Annotated in this window: 8 protein-coding genes; 1 reads left to right on the top strand and 7 read right to left on the bottom strand. The window is 62.5% G+C overall.

Annotation, left to right across the window (positions count from 1 at the left end):
- From ASD50_RS08405 to ASD50_RS22370, 3 genes are all read right to left on the bottom strand, one after another.
- Positions 1 to 1,029 (bottom strand): NAD(P)/FAD-dependent oxidoreductase, encoded by a 1,029-nt coding sequence (locus tag ASD50_RS08405; protein WP_056238910.1) that lies wholly within the window; start codon positions 1,027 to 1,029, stop codon positions 1 to 3.
- A gap of 111 nt (positions 1,030 to 1,140) precedes the next feature.
- A complete protein-coding gene (locus ASD50_RS08400) occupies positions 1,141 to 1,461 on the bottom strand; it encodes a 2Fe-2S iron-sulfur cluster-binding protein (protein WP_056238908.1) in 321 nt (106 codons plus the stop codon).
- A 116-nt stretch (positions 1,462 to 1,577) separates the two neighbouring features.
- A complete protein-coding gene (locus ASD50_RS22370; RefSeq protein ID WP_082549544.1) occupies positions 1,578 to 1,946 on the bottom strand; it encodes an Hpt domain-containing protein in 369 nt (122 codons plus the stop codon).
- A 300-nt stretch (positions 1,947 to 2,246) separates the two neighbouring features.
- On the opposite strand from ASD50_RS22370, the gene ASD50_RS08390 reads away from it, so the two are divergent.
- Positions 2,247 to 7,943, top strand: coding sequence for a kinesin (locus tag ASD50_RS08390; RefSeq protein WP_056238902.1), 5,697 nt, complete (start codon positions 2,247 to 2,249; stop codon positions 7,941 to 7,943).
- Positions 7,944 to 8,045: 102 nt separating this feature from the next.
- Here ASD50_RS08390 and ASD50_RS08385 read toward each other — a convergent pair whose 3' ends face one another.
- From ASD50_RS08385 to ASD50_RS08370, 4 genes are all read right to left on the bottom strand, one after another.
- On the bottom strand, positions 8,046 to 8,696 hold the full coding sequence (locus ASD50_RS08385) for an OmpA family protein (protein ID WP_056238897.1): 651 nt from the start codon (positions 8,694 to 8,696) through the stop codon (positions 8,046 to 8,048).
- Between the two features lie 131 nt (positions 8,697 to 8,827).
- Positions 8,828 to 9,959, bottom strand: a protein-coding gene (gene prfB / locus ASD50_RS08380; RefSeq protein ID WP_156464978.1) for a peptide chain release factor 2 whose coding sequence is annotated in 2 segments (ribosomal slippage) — positions 8,828 to 9,892 and positions 9,894 to 9,959 — 1,131 coding nt in all. Because the reading frame shifts where the segments join, the coding sequence is not laid out codon by codon here.
- Between the two features lie 121 nt (positions 9,960 to 10,080).
- Positions 10,081 to 12,525, bottom strand: coding sequence for a penicillin-binding protein 1A (locus ASD50_RS08375; protein WP_056238889.1), 2,445 nt, complete (start codon positions 12,523 to 12,525; stop codon positions 10,081 to 10,083).
- A 193-nt stretch (positions 12,526 to 12,718) separates the two neighbouring features.
- On the bottom strand, positions 12,719 to 13,972 hold the full coding sequence (locus tag ASD50_RS08370; protein ID WP_056238989.1) for an N-acetylmuramoyl-L-alanine amidase: 1,254 nt from the start codon (positions 13,970 to 13,972) through the stop codon (positions 12,719 to 12,721).
- Between the last annotated feature and the right edge of the window lie 517 nt (positions 13,973 to 14,489).

Genomic DNA, 14,489 nt, shown 5'->3' with positions numbered 1-14,489 from the left:
TCATTCCACGACGCCGAGCTTCCTTTGCAGGTTCGTCGAGGACGTCGTGTACTGGAAGATGATGCGCTCGCCGGGCGCGACGATGCGCTTGGCGGCCTGCGCCATCAGGGCGGCTTCATGGAAGCCAGACAGGATCAGCTTGAGCTTGCCCGGATAGGTGTTGATGTCGCCGATGGCGAAAATGCCCGCAACCGAGGTCTCGAACTTCTCCGTATCGACCGGGATCAGGTTCTCATGAAGGTTGAGGCCCCATTCGGCAATAGGGCCGAGCTTCATCGTCAGCCCGAAGAACGGCAGCATGCGGGTGCAAGGCACCTCGATGTCGCCATCGGCGCCCTTGATGGTCGCCGAGGTGAGTTGGCCGTCCTTTCCTGCAAGCGCCGTCACCTGCCCGACCCGGAAATCGAGATGCTTCATCTCCTGCATGGCGTACATCTTGTTGACGCTGTCAGGCGAAGCGCGGAATTCGGCGCGGCGGTGTACCAAAGTGACACGATTGGCGATCGGCTGCAGGTTGAGCGTCCAGTCCAGCGCCGAGTCGCCGCCGCCGACGATGACGAGGTCGTGGCCGCGGAACTCCTCCATCCGCCGCACGGAGTAAAACACGCTCTTGCCCTCATAGGCTTCGATGCCCGGAATGGGCGGGCGCTTCGGCTGGAAGGAGCCGCCGCCGGCGGCGATGACGACGACCTTGGCCTCAAGCACTTCGCCTTCGTCGGTGGTCAGGCGGAAGGAACCGTCTTCCAGCCTTTCTAGGCTTGAAACCATTCGATTGAAGGTGAAGTCCGGCTTGAACGGCGCGGCCTGCTCCATGAGCTTGTCGACCAGGCCTTGGGCTGAGATCTTCGGCCAGCCCGGAATGTCGTAGATCGGCTTTTCCGGATAGAGCTCGGCGCATTGGCCGCCCGGCCTGTCGAGAATGTCGATCAGGTGGCATTTCAGGTCGAGCAGGCCAAGCTCGAACACGGCGAACAGGCCGACCGGCCCCGCCCCTACGATGATGACATCCGTTTTGGTGAGACTGGCCACAACATGGTCCCCCGATCTGCAAAGACGGGGCAAGAGTGCATTACCGGCGGCCCGCTGCCAAGCGCCAGCCGGTCAAAGGATCAGCGAGTGATTGGTTCAGTCCTTAGAGGATCAGCCCTGGCGCTCGGGCACGCTGACGACGAGGCCGTCGAGTTCGTCGCGCACCTTGATCTGGCACGACAGGCGCGAGGTGGGCCTCACTTCGTAGGCAAAGTCCAGCATGTCCTCTTCCATCGCCTCCGGCTCGCCGACCGCACCGGTCCAGGCTTCGTCGACATAGACATGGCAGGTGGCGCAGGCGCAGGCACCGCCGCACTCGGCCTCGATACCCGGAACCGCATTTCGGATCGCGTTTTCCATGACGGTCGAGCCGTTCTCGGCATCGACATCGAAACGGGTGCCGTCAAAGGCAATGAAAGTCAGCTTGGTCATTTTTACTTTGTCATCTGAGGGAAGAACCCCGCCGAGATAATCACTCCGCCCGACAAGTCAACTGTGGCGCGAAACCGGCGTAACATGGCGTTTTTCGGAAACCGATGCTGCCGAAATCAAAGATCGGCCGCAGCGACAAAGGCGCGCACGTCTTCGACGAGGCTGTCGAGACGTTCGAGATGGCCGGCTTCGCCAGGGTTGCGCTCGATGGCATCGGCGCACTCGGCGATGGCGAAAGCACCCACGCCGCGCGCCGCGCCCTTCAACCCATGCGCCAGCAGGGTGCGTTGCCGGAGTTCGGCTCCGGCAAGTTGATCGCGAACCGACAGGGATTGCGCGACGAACATGGCAAGCACTTCGCGGCCAAGCGCGTTGTCGCCCATCGTCTGGCGGTGAAGATGATCGAGGTCGATCGGCGCTGCCTGAAGTTGTTCACAGGCCTGTTCGCCCGATCCGGACGCCCCTGCCCGTTTACCTTTGTTCATCGCCCGTCCAATCCCAAGCCATTCTAACCATCTTTACGGATAGCGGCATAACGTGGCAAAATCCAACTGATATCGCGTTCCGGACGCTCGACAGGCTGCCTCAAAAAAATTCGCCACGAGCCGCATAACTCACGCGTGCGTTAACCTTATATTTAAAGTTTTACGTATCGCGCCGAATGCATGTTTTCTTTACCCCCCTGTGTCATTACGATACGCGGGGTCCGTATTCAGCCTCGTATGCAGGGCGTGAAAAACCAAAAACAAGTCGCTCCGCAGCAACTAGTACAGGGTAGCGAAGGCATGGCGAAGAAAACCACCACGGCAAAGTCCCTCGACAAGGAAGTTGCCAAGGAACTCGAAGCGGCACTCGATATCGATCTGAGCACGGTGGAAACCGGCGACCTCGATATTGCGGCTTCCATGGAAGATCTCGAAGCCCAGATTGCCGAGGCAGCCGACGAATTGGCTCGGGCGAGCAAGCCCGAGAAGGCCGAGCCGGCAAAGTCCAAGGCAAAGCCGGCTCCCGCTCCCGCACCTGCCCCGGTTGCAGAGATGCCGGCAGCAAAGCCCGTCGATTTGCGCCCGGTAGAGCCGCGCCCCACAATCCAGCAGAATGGTTTCGCACCCGCCAATGACGACCGCCAGAAAGACTACAAGTCGCTTCAGCACAGCCTGAACCGCCGGGCCTCCAACGGAATCTACTGGGTCGTCGCCTTCATTTCACTGGCCTGGGTGGCCGGTGCTGCCGCGCTGGCGAACATCCTGTTCGGCTCGGGCATCTGGCAGATCCGCACCGTCGAGCAATTCCTCGCCCGGCCCCAGTTGATCGGCCTGCTTGTCGCAACCGTGCTGCCCGTCATCCTGTTCTGGGCATTCGCCGCCATGATCCGGCGCGCGCAGGATATGCGTCTTGCCGCCCAATCGATGACCGAAATGGCCTTCCGCCTCGCGGAACCGGAAAACATGGCGCAGGACCGCGTCATGATGATCGGCCAGGCCGTGCGCCGCGAAGTCGCCGCCATGGGCGAAGGCATCGAACGCACGCTGGCGCGCGCCGTCGAACTGGAAACGCTGGTGCACAGCGAAGTCAACCAGATCGAGCGCTCCTATTCCGAGAACGAAGCCCGTATCCGCTCGCTGGTCGACGGGCTTGGCACCGAGCGCGAAGCCGTCGTCAGCCACGCCGAGCGCGTCCGCGCCTCGATTACCGGTGCTCACGAGACGCTGCGCGAGGAAATCAGCTCTGCCGGCGATCTCATCCGCGAAAGCATACTTGGCGCATCGACCAAGATGTCGATGACGATTACCGAATCCGGCGATTCACTGATTGACCGCATCAATGAAAGCTCGCTGTCGATCTTCGACACGGTGGAAACGCGCCTTGATACCATCACTGACCGGCTGTCGACCTCCGGCGAGGCCTTCGCCAGCCTGCTGGACACGCGCATTGCCAAGCTCACCGACAGCACCGACGGCCTGACGCGCTCGCTGACCGAACTTCTGGACGACCGCACGGCCGGCATGGTTTCCCTGCTCGGCGGCGCTGCGCGCACGCTGAGTTCAGAGTTTGAAGCCTCGCTTTCGGGGATCGAGCGCACGCTTGCCGAACGCGGCCAGGAGTTGATCAGCGAGTTCCAGACCCGCGCCGAGGCACTGGACACCGGCACGCAGAAACTCAACGCCGCCCTGGAAGCGCGCGCCCGCCAGATCAACGAGACACTGGTCGAGCGCACACGCGAGATTGCCGGCGCGTTCACGGACGGCAGGGATTCGCTGGTTGCGCTCATCGATCAGGGCAAGACCCAGATCGGCGCCGACATGGCCGATATCATATCTTCCACTTCGACCATGCTCGAAGCCCGCGCCGGCGATTTCGCCGGACGCATGGAGGCTGCGCGCCATTCCGTGTCGCGCGCTTTCGATGCCGATATTCAGCGGCTTGCCGAAGCCCGCTCAGGCATTGAACAGGCTGTCGAGCATCACAGCATGAAACTCGCCGAAGGCCGAGACCAGATGGCGGCGGCAATGCAGGAAGACCTTGCCCGTTTCGCCGAAGGCCGCGCCGAGATCGACGCTGCCGTATCCAACCAGATGCAGAAGCTGGCCGATGGCCGCGGCATGATTTCGCGTGCGTTGGAAGAAGATCTGCGCAAGGTCAATGAATCGCGCGCAGCGATCGACGCTTCGCTCGGCAGCCACCTCGAACGGCTGGAGGACGGCCGCAGAAGGCTTGCCGACGCGCTTAACGAAGACTCCGGCAGATTGGCGGAAGCCCGTGCAACTATTGATGAAATGGTTGCCGGACATGTCGGCAAACTGGTCGAGGGCCGCAAGATATTGGCACGCTCGCTCGATGCCGATCTCACCAAGCTTGCCGATACCCGCACCAGCATCGATGGGCTGGTGGCGAGTCAGGTCGAGAAGATCGCCCAAGGCCGCGCCCTGCTTTCGCAGGCGCTCGACGCCGACCTCAACAACATCAACAAGCTCATCAGCGATCATTCCGGCAAGCTTGCCGACGACCGCAACTTGCTTGCCCAGACGCTTGAGGCGGACCTTGCCAAGCTGGCGGAAAGCCGTTCCAGCATCGACGGCCTCGTCGCCGGTCAGGTCGAGAAGCTGGCCGAGGGCCGCGACCTGCTGCGGCGCGCACTGGAAAAGGACCTCAACACGATCAAGGGCGTTATTTCCGAGCAATCACAGCAACTGGGCGTCGACCGCCAGCAGTTTGCAAGCGCTTTGGAAGACGACCTGAGGAACGTGAACAGCCTTGTCGGCTCTCACGCCGAGCGGCTGGCGGAAGACCGCATCGCTCTTTCCAAGGCGCTGGAAGACGATTTGGCCAAGCTGGCGGAAAGCCGTTCCAGCATCGATGGCCTTGTTGCCGGTCAGGTCGAGAAGCTTGCCGAAGGCCGCGACATACTCCGCCGCGCGCTGGAAAACGACCTGTCTTCGGTCAAGGATGCCATCGCAGGCCAGACGCAAAGGCTGGCCGACGACCGGGCGGAACTGTCGCGTGCGTTGGAAAACGACCTCGCCAGCGTCAACCAGCTCATCCATGAACACATGGAGCGGCTGACCCGGGATCGCGGCGTGCTATCGCAGGCACTGGAAGCCGATCTCGGCAAGCTGACCGAGAGCCGTGGCGAGATCGACGATGCCGTTGCCGGCCAGGTGGCGAAGCTTGCCGACGCCCGCCGCGACATCGACGAGGCCGTTTCGGATCACATAGACCGGATCGCCGCCAGCAGCACACGTATCTCCGACGGCATTGCCGGCGACATCGAGAAGATCGAGGAAGCCTTCAACCGGCAGACCGGCGTTATCGAAGAACGCGCCGGAACGATGGAACGCGCGCTTTCCGCCGGTGTGGACGGCATCAGGGGCGCTCTCGAAAAGAGCGCGGTCGTCGTTGCCTCCTCGCTGCGCGACAAGGTGCTGGAAGTTACGGCAGCGCTGCACGAACAGGCCAGCACCAGCCTCTCCGACGCCGACCGCAGGATGGTGGAGCGCGCAGAACAGACATCTGCCGCCCTGCTCGCACGGGCCGAGGACATGGCGCGCGCCTTTGAAGAGGCCGATGGACGCCTGGCAGCGCGCGCGCAGGACACCTCCGACATGCTGCTTGCGCGTGCCGAAGAGACCGCCGAGCAATTGGCCTCCCGCGCCGGCAAGATTGTCGACAGCTTCGAGGATGCCGACCAGCGTCTCGCCCAGCGCGCCATCGAGACGGCGCAGTCGCTTGCGGCCCGCGCCGGCGACATCCTGCGCAACTTCGAGGATGCCGACGACAGGCTGGGAACCCGCATCAGCGAATCCGCCGAAGCGCTGGCGGCACGCGCCGCAGACCTTGGCCGCATCTTCGACACGGCCGACCAGCAGCTCATGACCCGCATTGCCGAGGGTTCAGAGGCTTTGACCAGCCGCGCAGCCGAGATCAGCCGCGTGCTCGAAGATGCTGACAACCGCATGGTGTCGCGCATTTCCGATACCGCTTCGGCCATCAGCCAGCATGCCGACAGCATCGTGGGGGCCTTTGCCAATACCGAACGGCAAGTTGCCGAACGGGTGGCGCAGACCGGCCAGGAACTGGCGGCCCACGCGCGCGGCATCGAGGAAGTGCTTTCGGGCGCCGACGAACGCCTGACCGCGAGCGCGTCTTCCGTTGCCAACCGGATCGGCGAGCAGATTGCCGACGCCGAAAGCCGCTTTGCGAATTCGGCCGAAACGATGGGCCAAAAGCTTGGCGAGCATATCGCACAGGCCGAGGGACAGCTCGTCTCGCGCGCCAATGTCATCGCAGAGACCTTTACGGCGGTCGGCCAGCACATCGGCCAGAGCACCAACGAGGCGGCAAGGACCATCGGCGCCAACACGCGCGAGCTTAACGAGATGCTTGCCGCGCGTTCGGCGGAGATCACCAAGATACTGGATGAGACGGCGCGGCCCCTGGTCGAACGTTTCGCCGAAGGTGGCTCCGAACTGCAAAAGAGCATGGAAGAAGCCGCCGAGCGCACCTCGGAGAAGCTGCGCGTCGAAAACGCGGCCCTTGCCGACGCACTGGCCAGCCGCACCGCCGAAACATTGTCGGCGGTGGACAGCGCCCGCTCGACGCTGGCCGACAGCGTCACCGACCTTATCGGTCGCATGACGGCATCCAGCGCACAGCTGAACGCATTGGTCGAGCAGGCTACGGGCAACCTTGGCCAGATCGACGAACGCTTGACCAACAGCACGCAAAGCTTTGCCGTCACGACGGAAAAGGCTGCACAGACTTTTGCCAGCTCGGCCCGATTGGTCGATTCCAACACGGCCCGCCTGACCGAACTGTCGTCGGCCACGCTGCGCGAAGTGGCCTCCATCGCCACCAAGTTCGACGAACACAGCCGCCTGCTGGCAAGTGCATCGGAACTGCTGAGCGCTGCGCAAAGCAACCTCGAGCACACGCTGGAGCGGCAGACTTCGCTCGACGACCTGGCCGTTGGCCTGGTCAAGAAGTCGGAAGACCTCGAAAAGGTCATGCAGTCGTTCGAAACGCTTGTGTCGCGGACGCTGGAGGGCGCAGAAGGCAGGACGATGGAATCCGCCGACAAGATCCGTTCGGCGATCGGCGAGGCCATCGAATCGGCAACCAAGCGCTTCGCCGACGCGACCGACGAGATGCGGCGCACCGCAGGCTCCATCAAGAACGAGCTTGATCTTACCCGCGCCGAGCTGAAGCGTGGCGTCGTGGAAATGCCGCAGGAAGCCAAGGAATCGACCACGGCGATCCGCCGCGCCGTTTCCGAGCAGATCAACGCCTTGAAGGAGCTTTCCGATATCGTTGCGAAATCAGGCCGTGCGGTGGACGTGTCCGAACCTCGCGGCTCACGACCGGCGCCACAGGCACCGAAAGCACCTGAGCCGCAGCCGCGCCGGCAGGCCCAGCCCGAGCCTGCACAGCAACGCCCCTTGGGCAATGTTGCCCTGCGTGGTTCGCTCGAAACAGCGGAAAAGGCCGATACGACCGCGCGCCAGAAGGAGTCGGGCGCTCGCACGCAGCCAAACGGTTGGGTTCGCGACCTGTTGACCGGTGCATCACGCGAAGAAGGTGCTCAAAAGCCGGCTGCGGCCGAGGCCCAGCGCGCGGCTCCGGCACAGCGTTCTCCGCTGCACGTGGTTGAATCGCTGAACTCGCTGTCGGTCGATATTGCCCGCGCGATCGATCACGAAGCCTCGATCGAGCTGTGGAACCGCTACCGCCGTGGCGAACGCGATGTCTTCACGCGCCGGCTCTACACCCTGAAGGGGCAGCAGACCTTCGATGAAATCCGCCGCAAGTATCAGGCGGAAGCCGAGTTCCGGGCTGCCGTCGACCGCTACTGCGACGACTTCGAGAAGCTGTTGAAGGATGTTGCCCGCAACGACCGCGACAACATCATGACGCAGACCTACCTCACATCGGATACCGGCAAGGTCTACACCATGCTGGCGCATGCGAGCGGCCGGCTGCGGTAACCGCGGCTCTGCACGAGGACAAACGAAAAGGGCGGGAAATTCCCGCCCTTTTCGTTTTGGTCTGAACGCTCGAAGCAGCGGATGGCCGCTTCGGAACCGCTATCAGGTGAGCGGCGACAACTGGATTTCAACGCGGCGGTTCTGCGCGCGGCCCGCATCCGTGCCATTCGAGGCGACAGGACGGGTCTCGCCGAAGCCGGTGACGGCGAAGCGGCGCTGATCGACGCCCTGCCCGGCCAGATAATTGGCCACTGCCAGCGCGCGGCGTTGCGACAGGTCGAAATTGTGCTGGTCGCTGCCGGTGGAGTCGGTGTGGCCATACACGTCGACAAGCGTCTGGTTGTACTTGCGCAGCACCAGCGCGACCGAGTTCAGGACCGGATAGAAGCCGGGCTTCACGGCATCCTGATCGACGTTGAAGGTGATGTCGGACGGCATGTTGAGCATGATCTGATCGCCGACGCGGGTGACGCTGACGCCGGTGCCCTGCAGCTGCGCGCGCAACTCGGCTTCGTTCTGGTCCATCTTGGCTCCGACGAGGCCGCCCGCGAGAGCGCCGACGCCCGCGCCGATCAGGGCGTTGCGCCGGTCGTTGCCACCGGCCAACGTGCCAAGCGCAGCACCCGCAAGAGCGCCGATGCCGGCGCCTGCCGCCGTGTTGGAAACCTTCTGCTGACCGGTGTAAGGATCGGTGGTGCACGCGGTAGCGAACACGCCGGCCATCATCACGGCGATAACAGTCTTCATCTTCATAAGCTTGTCCCTCGTAAAACTGCGGCGCGCAAAGCGCGCCGTATCACCCTTCCCGGCCGAGTTGTAGCACACAATGCGGCAAAATGCGGAACGGGAAAAGCCGTTCCGGCAACTATGGGCAGCCGAAGCGGCTAGTCGAGGTCCGCGACCGCTTCTCCGGCACCGCCTTCGATGCGCTGCGAGAGCGAGGCCTCCATGAACTCGTCGAGATCGCCGTCGAGCACGCTCGAAGGGCTGGTGTTTTCGACGCCGGTGCGCAGGTCCTTCACCAACTGATATGGCTGCAGGACATAGGAACGGATCTGGTGACCCCAGCCGATGTCGCTCTTGGAAGCCTCGGTGGCGTTGGCGGCTGCCTCGCGCTTCTTCAACTCCTCCTCATAGAGCCGCGAACGCAGCATTTCCCATGCCTTGGCGCGGTTCTTGTGCTGCGAGCGCTCTGCCTGGCAGGCAACAGCGATGCCGGTCGCCAGATGGGTGATGCGGACGGCGGAATCGGTGGTGTTGACGTGCTGTCCGCCCGAACCAGAGGAACGGTAGGTGTCGATGCGCACGTCGGACTCCGAGACGTCGATCTGGATCGAATCGTCGATGACCGGATAGACCCAGGCGCTGGCAAACGAGGTGTGGCGGCGCGCATTGCTGTCATATGGCGAGATGCGCACGAGGCGATGCACGCCGGACTCGGTCTTGAGCCAACCATAGGCGTTGTGGCCCTTGATCAGGATGGTAGCAGACTTGATGCCCGCTTCTTCGCCGTCATGGACTTCCAGCACCTCGACCTTGAAACGGCGGCGTTCTGCCCAGCGGGTATACATGCGCAGCAGCATCGAAGCCCAGTCCTGGCTCTCCGTGCCACCTGCGCCGGCGTGGATTTCGAGATAGGTGTCGTTGCCGTCGGCTTCGCCGGAAAGCAACGTCTCGACCTGCCTGGCCTTCACCTCGCCGCGCATGGCGCGCAGTGCGTCTTCTGCCTCGGCAACGACGCTTTCGTCACCTTCTTCCTCACCGAGTTCGATGAGGCCGATATTGTCTGCCAGAGCCTGCGTCAAACCTTTGACCGCGCCGATTCCCTCTTCGAGGGACTGGCGCTCACGCATCAGCTTCTGCGCTTCGATGGGGTCGTTCCAGAGGCTGGAATCTTCGGCAAGAACATTGAGGTATTCAAGCCGTTTCAGGGCCTGATCCCAGTCAAAGATGCCTCCTCAGCAGGGTTATCGCCTGCCTGATTTCGTCGATCGTGTTCTGCGTTTCCGCGCGCATGAAGAGGCCGCTTTACCTGTTTATCGATGGGTTGATTTGATGGCGCGATACATAGGCACGCCCGCGCCACCTGTAAAGCGAAATGGCTGGAGGCAAGGCCGCCGCCCGAAGCGGCGCAGCCTTAGTAGAGACCGCCGCCGCCCGATTGGATCGCCTGATTGGCTTGCGGCGAAAGCGCTTCGCCCGAGCCGTTCGAGCCATCTTCGCCCATGCCGATGATCCAGTAGGAATCAGCCGGGCCGGTGCCGGGCTTGAAGGCTTCGATGATGGTGCCAGGCTGCCCATCGACGGCCTGCATGCCGGTCTTGCGGTCGATGGCGACGAGGCTCATGCCTTCAGGCACCTTGAAGTCGACATTCGGCGTGCCGTCGAGCGCCACGCGCATGAAGTCCTTGAAGATCGGCGCGGCGAGACCACCGCCGGTGGTGCCGCGGCCAAGCCCCTTCGGCTTGTCGAAGCCCATATAGAGGCCGACGACGAGGTTCGGCGTGTAGCCGATGAACCAGGCGTCCTTCTCGTCGTTTGTGGTGCCGGTCTTGCCGGCGATGTGGCGGCCAAGCTCGGCGACCGTGGTTGCGGTGCCACGCAGCACCACGCCTTCCATCATAGAGGTGATCTGGTAGGCCGTCATCGGGTCGAGGACCTGTTCGGAGTTGTCGACCAGTTCAGGTTCCGGCTGGTCCTGCCATTCAGCCGCGTTGCAGCCTTCGCAGCCGCGCTCGTCATGCTTGAACACGGTCTTGCCGTAGCGGTCCTGGATACGGTCGATCAGCGAGGGCTTTATGGAGCGGCCGCCGTTGGCCATGATCGCATAGGCGGAAACCATACGCATGACGGTGGTTTCGCCCGAACCCAGCGCCATCGGCAGATAGGGCGCGAGATGGTCGTAGACGCCAAAGCGCTCGGCATACTCGGCGACCAGCTTCATGCCCATGTCGTTGGCGAGGCGCACCGTCATCAGGTTACGCGACCGTTCGATACCGGAACGCAGGGTCGAGGGACCGGCCGCGCGACCGTCATAGTTCTTCGGCGTCCAGGTGGTGTTGCCGCTCTGGATGGTGATCGGGCCGTCCATGATGACGGAGGCTGGCGTGTAGCCGTTGTCCAGCGCCGCCGCATAGACGATCGGTTTGAACGACGACCCCGGCTGGCGCATCGCCTGTGTGGCGCGGTTGAACTCGGACTCGGCATAGGAGAAGCCGCCGACCATCGCCAGGACACGACCCGTATGCGGGTCCATAGCAATCATGCCGCCCTCGACTTCCGGCGGCTGGCGCAACTGGTAGGCGCCCTCGGCATCGTCCCGCTTCTGGACGAACACGACGTCGCCCGGCCTCAACACATCGGCGGGAGACTTGGCCTTGACGGTCTTGCCTTCGACGACGTGGCGCATGGCAAACGACATGTCGTCCTTGCTGACGGTTCCTTCGACGCGCTCGGCAACCAGTTCGCCGGAAGCCTGCTTGGCAGGCTGCACGCCAATCCGCAGCCCCGCATCGGAACTGTCCAGCACCACCGCAAGCGTCCATTCGGGTACGTCGTCGAGACCCTTGACGGCGCCAAGGGGAACACCCCAGTCGCCCGAGACGTCGATGGAAGTAACCGGTCCGCGATAGCCGCGCAGCATGTCGTACTTGAGCAGGCCGCTCTGCATGGCCTTGCGCGCGACGAGCTGCAGTTCCGGGTCAAGCGTCGTGCGCACGGACAGACCGCCCTCATAGAGCGCGTTCTGGCCATAACGGGCGATGATCTCGCGCCGCACTTCCTCGGTGAAGTATTCGCCAGCAAACAGGTATGTACCGTTGCGGCGGGGTTTGACGTTGAGCGGCTCGGCCTTGGCCTTGTCGCCTTCTTCACGCGCGACGTAACCATTGTCGACCATCTGGTCGATGACCCAGTTGCGCCGCTCGATCGCGCGCTGGGTGTGCCGGAAAGGATGGTAGTTGGACGGGCCCTTGGGCAGCGCGGCGAGATAGGCGACGTCCGCCACGGTAAGCTCGTTCACCGACTTGTCGAAATAGGTAAGTGCCGCACCAGCGATGCCGTAAGCACCAAGGCCGAAATAGATCTCGTTCAGATAAAGCTCGAGAATGCGGTCCTTGGGATAGGCCTGCTCGATGCGGAACGACAGCACCGCTTCCTTGATCTTACGGTCGAGGGTCTGCTCGTTGGTGAGCAGGAAGTTCTTCGCCACCTGCTGCGTGATGGTGGAGCCGCCCTGGGTCGGGCCACCGGTCACATAGCGTAGGGCGGCGCGCCCGATGCCCTGAATGTCGACACCCGGATGATTGTAGAAATTCTTGTCTTCGGCCGACAGGAAAGCTGCCTTGACCCTATCCGGAATTGCCTGGATGGGCAGATAAAGCCGGCGCTCATGCGCATATTCCGCCATCAGCGAGCCGTCGGAGGAATGGATACGGGTCGTCACCGGCGGCTCGTACTTGGCCAGCACCTCGTAGTCGGGCAATTCACCAGCAAGATTGCCGACGTAGACGGCCACCGCGCCAGCCACCAGCAGCGCAAGCGCCGTGCCGATGCCAAAGAAATAGCCGATAAGCCGAATCATGCCCGCTCCAGTCGAGAATCCGTCACTTTCCTAAACGACACCGTATCGTGTTCAAGGTCAGGCAAGTGCACGAGAGAGGACATTTGTCGCCTTGATGTGGGCAAAATACGGCGACGAACGAATCCGATCTTCAAATCAGAACAATATCGCCTTGTGTTGTCTGCTTGCAACGCCGCAGTCGCGCTACGGCGAGCTAAAATGTTCCGTCTTTCGCGGCCTTGACCGAAGCGAAAGCCGCCACCGCATTGGTGATGCTTTCAGCGGCTTTGCCGCGCCAATCAGGATCGATCAGCTGGGCTTCATCCTTGGGATTGGAGAGATAGCCGAGTTCGACCAGAACGGAGGGTACGTCCGGAGCCTTCAGCACGCGGAAACCGGCGAATCTGTGCGGATTGTTGATGAGCCCCACGGAAGTGCCCAACTCGTCGACCAGCGTGTTGGCAAAGCTCATCGAGAAGGAATGGGTTTCCCGGCGGATGAGGTCGATCAGGATGTCCGTGACTTCCGGGCTATCCGACTTGACCTCGATGCCGGCCAGCCTGTCGGAGAGGTTTTCGCGGTCGGCCAAAGCCTGGGCTTCCGCATCGGAGGCCTTGTCGGACACGGTATAGACGGTAGCGCCACGGATGCCCTTGAGGCTGATCGTGTCGGCATGGATCGAAATGAACAGGTCGGCCTCGTGCTGGCGGGCGATGCGGACGCGATCATCGAGCCGCAGGAATGTGTCGTCGTCGCGGGTCATGAACACGTCGTACTTGCCGGACTCAGACAGCTTGTCCTTGAGTTCCTTGGCAAAGGCCAGCGTGACTTCCTTCTCGACGGTTCCGCTCAGCCCTTCGGCGCCGCCGTCGACGCCGCCGTGGCCGGGATCGATGACAATGGTGAAGCGCCGCAGCGGAAACTTGCTGACCCTGTCGCTCTTGTTGCCGGCCACGGTGGAACCCGTGGTTTCGGCCTGGACCGAAAGCGCTTCATCGAACTCGCGCTCCGATGCCGCCGAAATATCGGCGACAATGCGGTAGCCCGCGCCTTCCTCATTCTTCAGAACATCCAGCCGCTCGACCAGAAACGGGCCCTTGCCGGTGACCACGAGGCGCGACGAGCCGTTGGGCAACACGCCGTAGCGAACGCCCCTGACCAGGCCCCTCGCCTTCAGATCCTTCGCATCGATCGCCATTTTCGTCGCCGGCAGGTCGATGACCAGCCGGTTGGGACCGCGCAGGAGGAACCATCTGAGGTCGGGTTCATGGTCGAAATTGATGACGATGCGCATTTTCGTGGCATCGCCCGCCATATTGTAGTCGATAGCCTTGACGGGTTCGGCCGCAGCGGCGGATGCGACGCCGAGCCAAGGCAGCGCGAAAAAGGCCGCCAATAGGGCGAAAACGACAGGGTGGAAGCGCCATCGGCTACGCTCCTCCTTCCCATTGTTCGCTACCAGCCCCATATGCGGTCCTGCTGTTCCTGATTCGGCACGGGTGGCGCCCGATTGGAGATAACGCCGGCCAAGCATGCGTGCGATTAACAATTCGTATTCAAAGAAGGTTAACCAAGCCTTTTCACGATCCAGATTGCCCGCCGCCACGCCCCTTTTGCCGGCATCTTAAAACGGGGTTGCCTTCTAACTCGCCAAATCATAAAAGCGGCATTGGACTACCGCAATCTTGGAACCGTCCTTGTCCGCAGCATGTTGCTGCTTTTCAGACGTAAATGACGGCTCCATCCACATGAAAAGCTTGCGGCTGGTCGCGACGGATTTCGCAGGTGCGCGCCCGTGGCGGAGGCGGCGTCTGCGTGAAGAAAACGGTTTGGGCCCAGCCCACGCCGGCTCTTACTAGGAGCAAACAAGCTGGTCCGGTTTTTCCGGGCTTTGGTTCAAAAGGTCCACTGGCTGACGATGCTTTCGAGCGCCATCATGGAAAGGTCCGCAGGAAACCGCGCCATTTCGGCTGCGGGCGGTACCG

It is taken from the genome of Mesorhizobium sp. Root552 (assembly GCF_001427285.1).
GTDB lineage: Bacteria > Pseudomonadota > Alphaproteobacteria > Rhizobiales > Rhizobiaceae > Mesorhizobium.
This window is presented reverse-complemented; position numbering and strand designations above follow the sequence as displayed.

Coding starts and splice junctions, on each gene's coding strand:
- ASD50_RS08400 (WP_056238908.1), bottom strand. CDS start 1,461: ATGACCAAGCTGACTTTCATTGCCTTTGACGGCACCCGTTTCGATGTC.
- ASD50_RS08370 (WP_056238989.1), bottom strand. CDS start 13,972: ATGGGGCTGGTAGCGAACAATGGGAAGGAGGAGCGTAGCCGATGGCGC.
- ASD50_RS08385 (WP_056238897.1), bottom strand. CDS start 8,696: ATGAAGATGAAGACTGTTATCGCCGTGATGATGGCCGGCGTGTTCGCT.
- ASD50_RS08375 (WP_056238889.1), bottom strand. CDS start 12,525: ATGATTCGGCTTATCGGCTATTTCTTTGGCATCGGCACGGCGCTTGCG.
- ASD50_RS08390 (WP_056238902.1), top strand. CDS start 2,247: ATGGCGAAGAAAACCACCACGGCAAAGTCCCTCGACAAGGAAGTTGCC.
- ASD50_RS22370 (WP_082549544.1), bottom strand. CDS start 1,946: ATGAACAAAGGTAAACGGGCAGGGGCGTCCGGATCGGGCGAACAGGCC.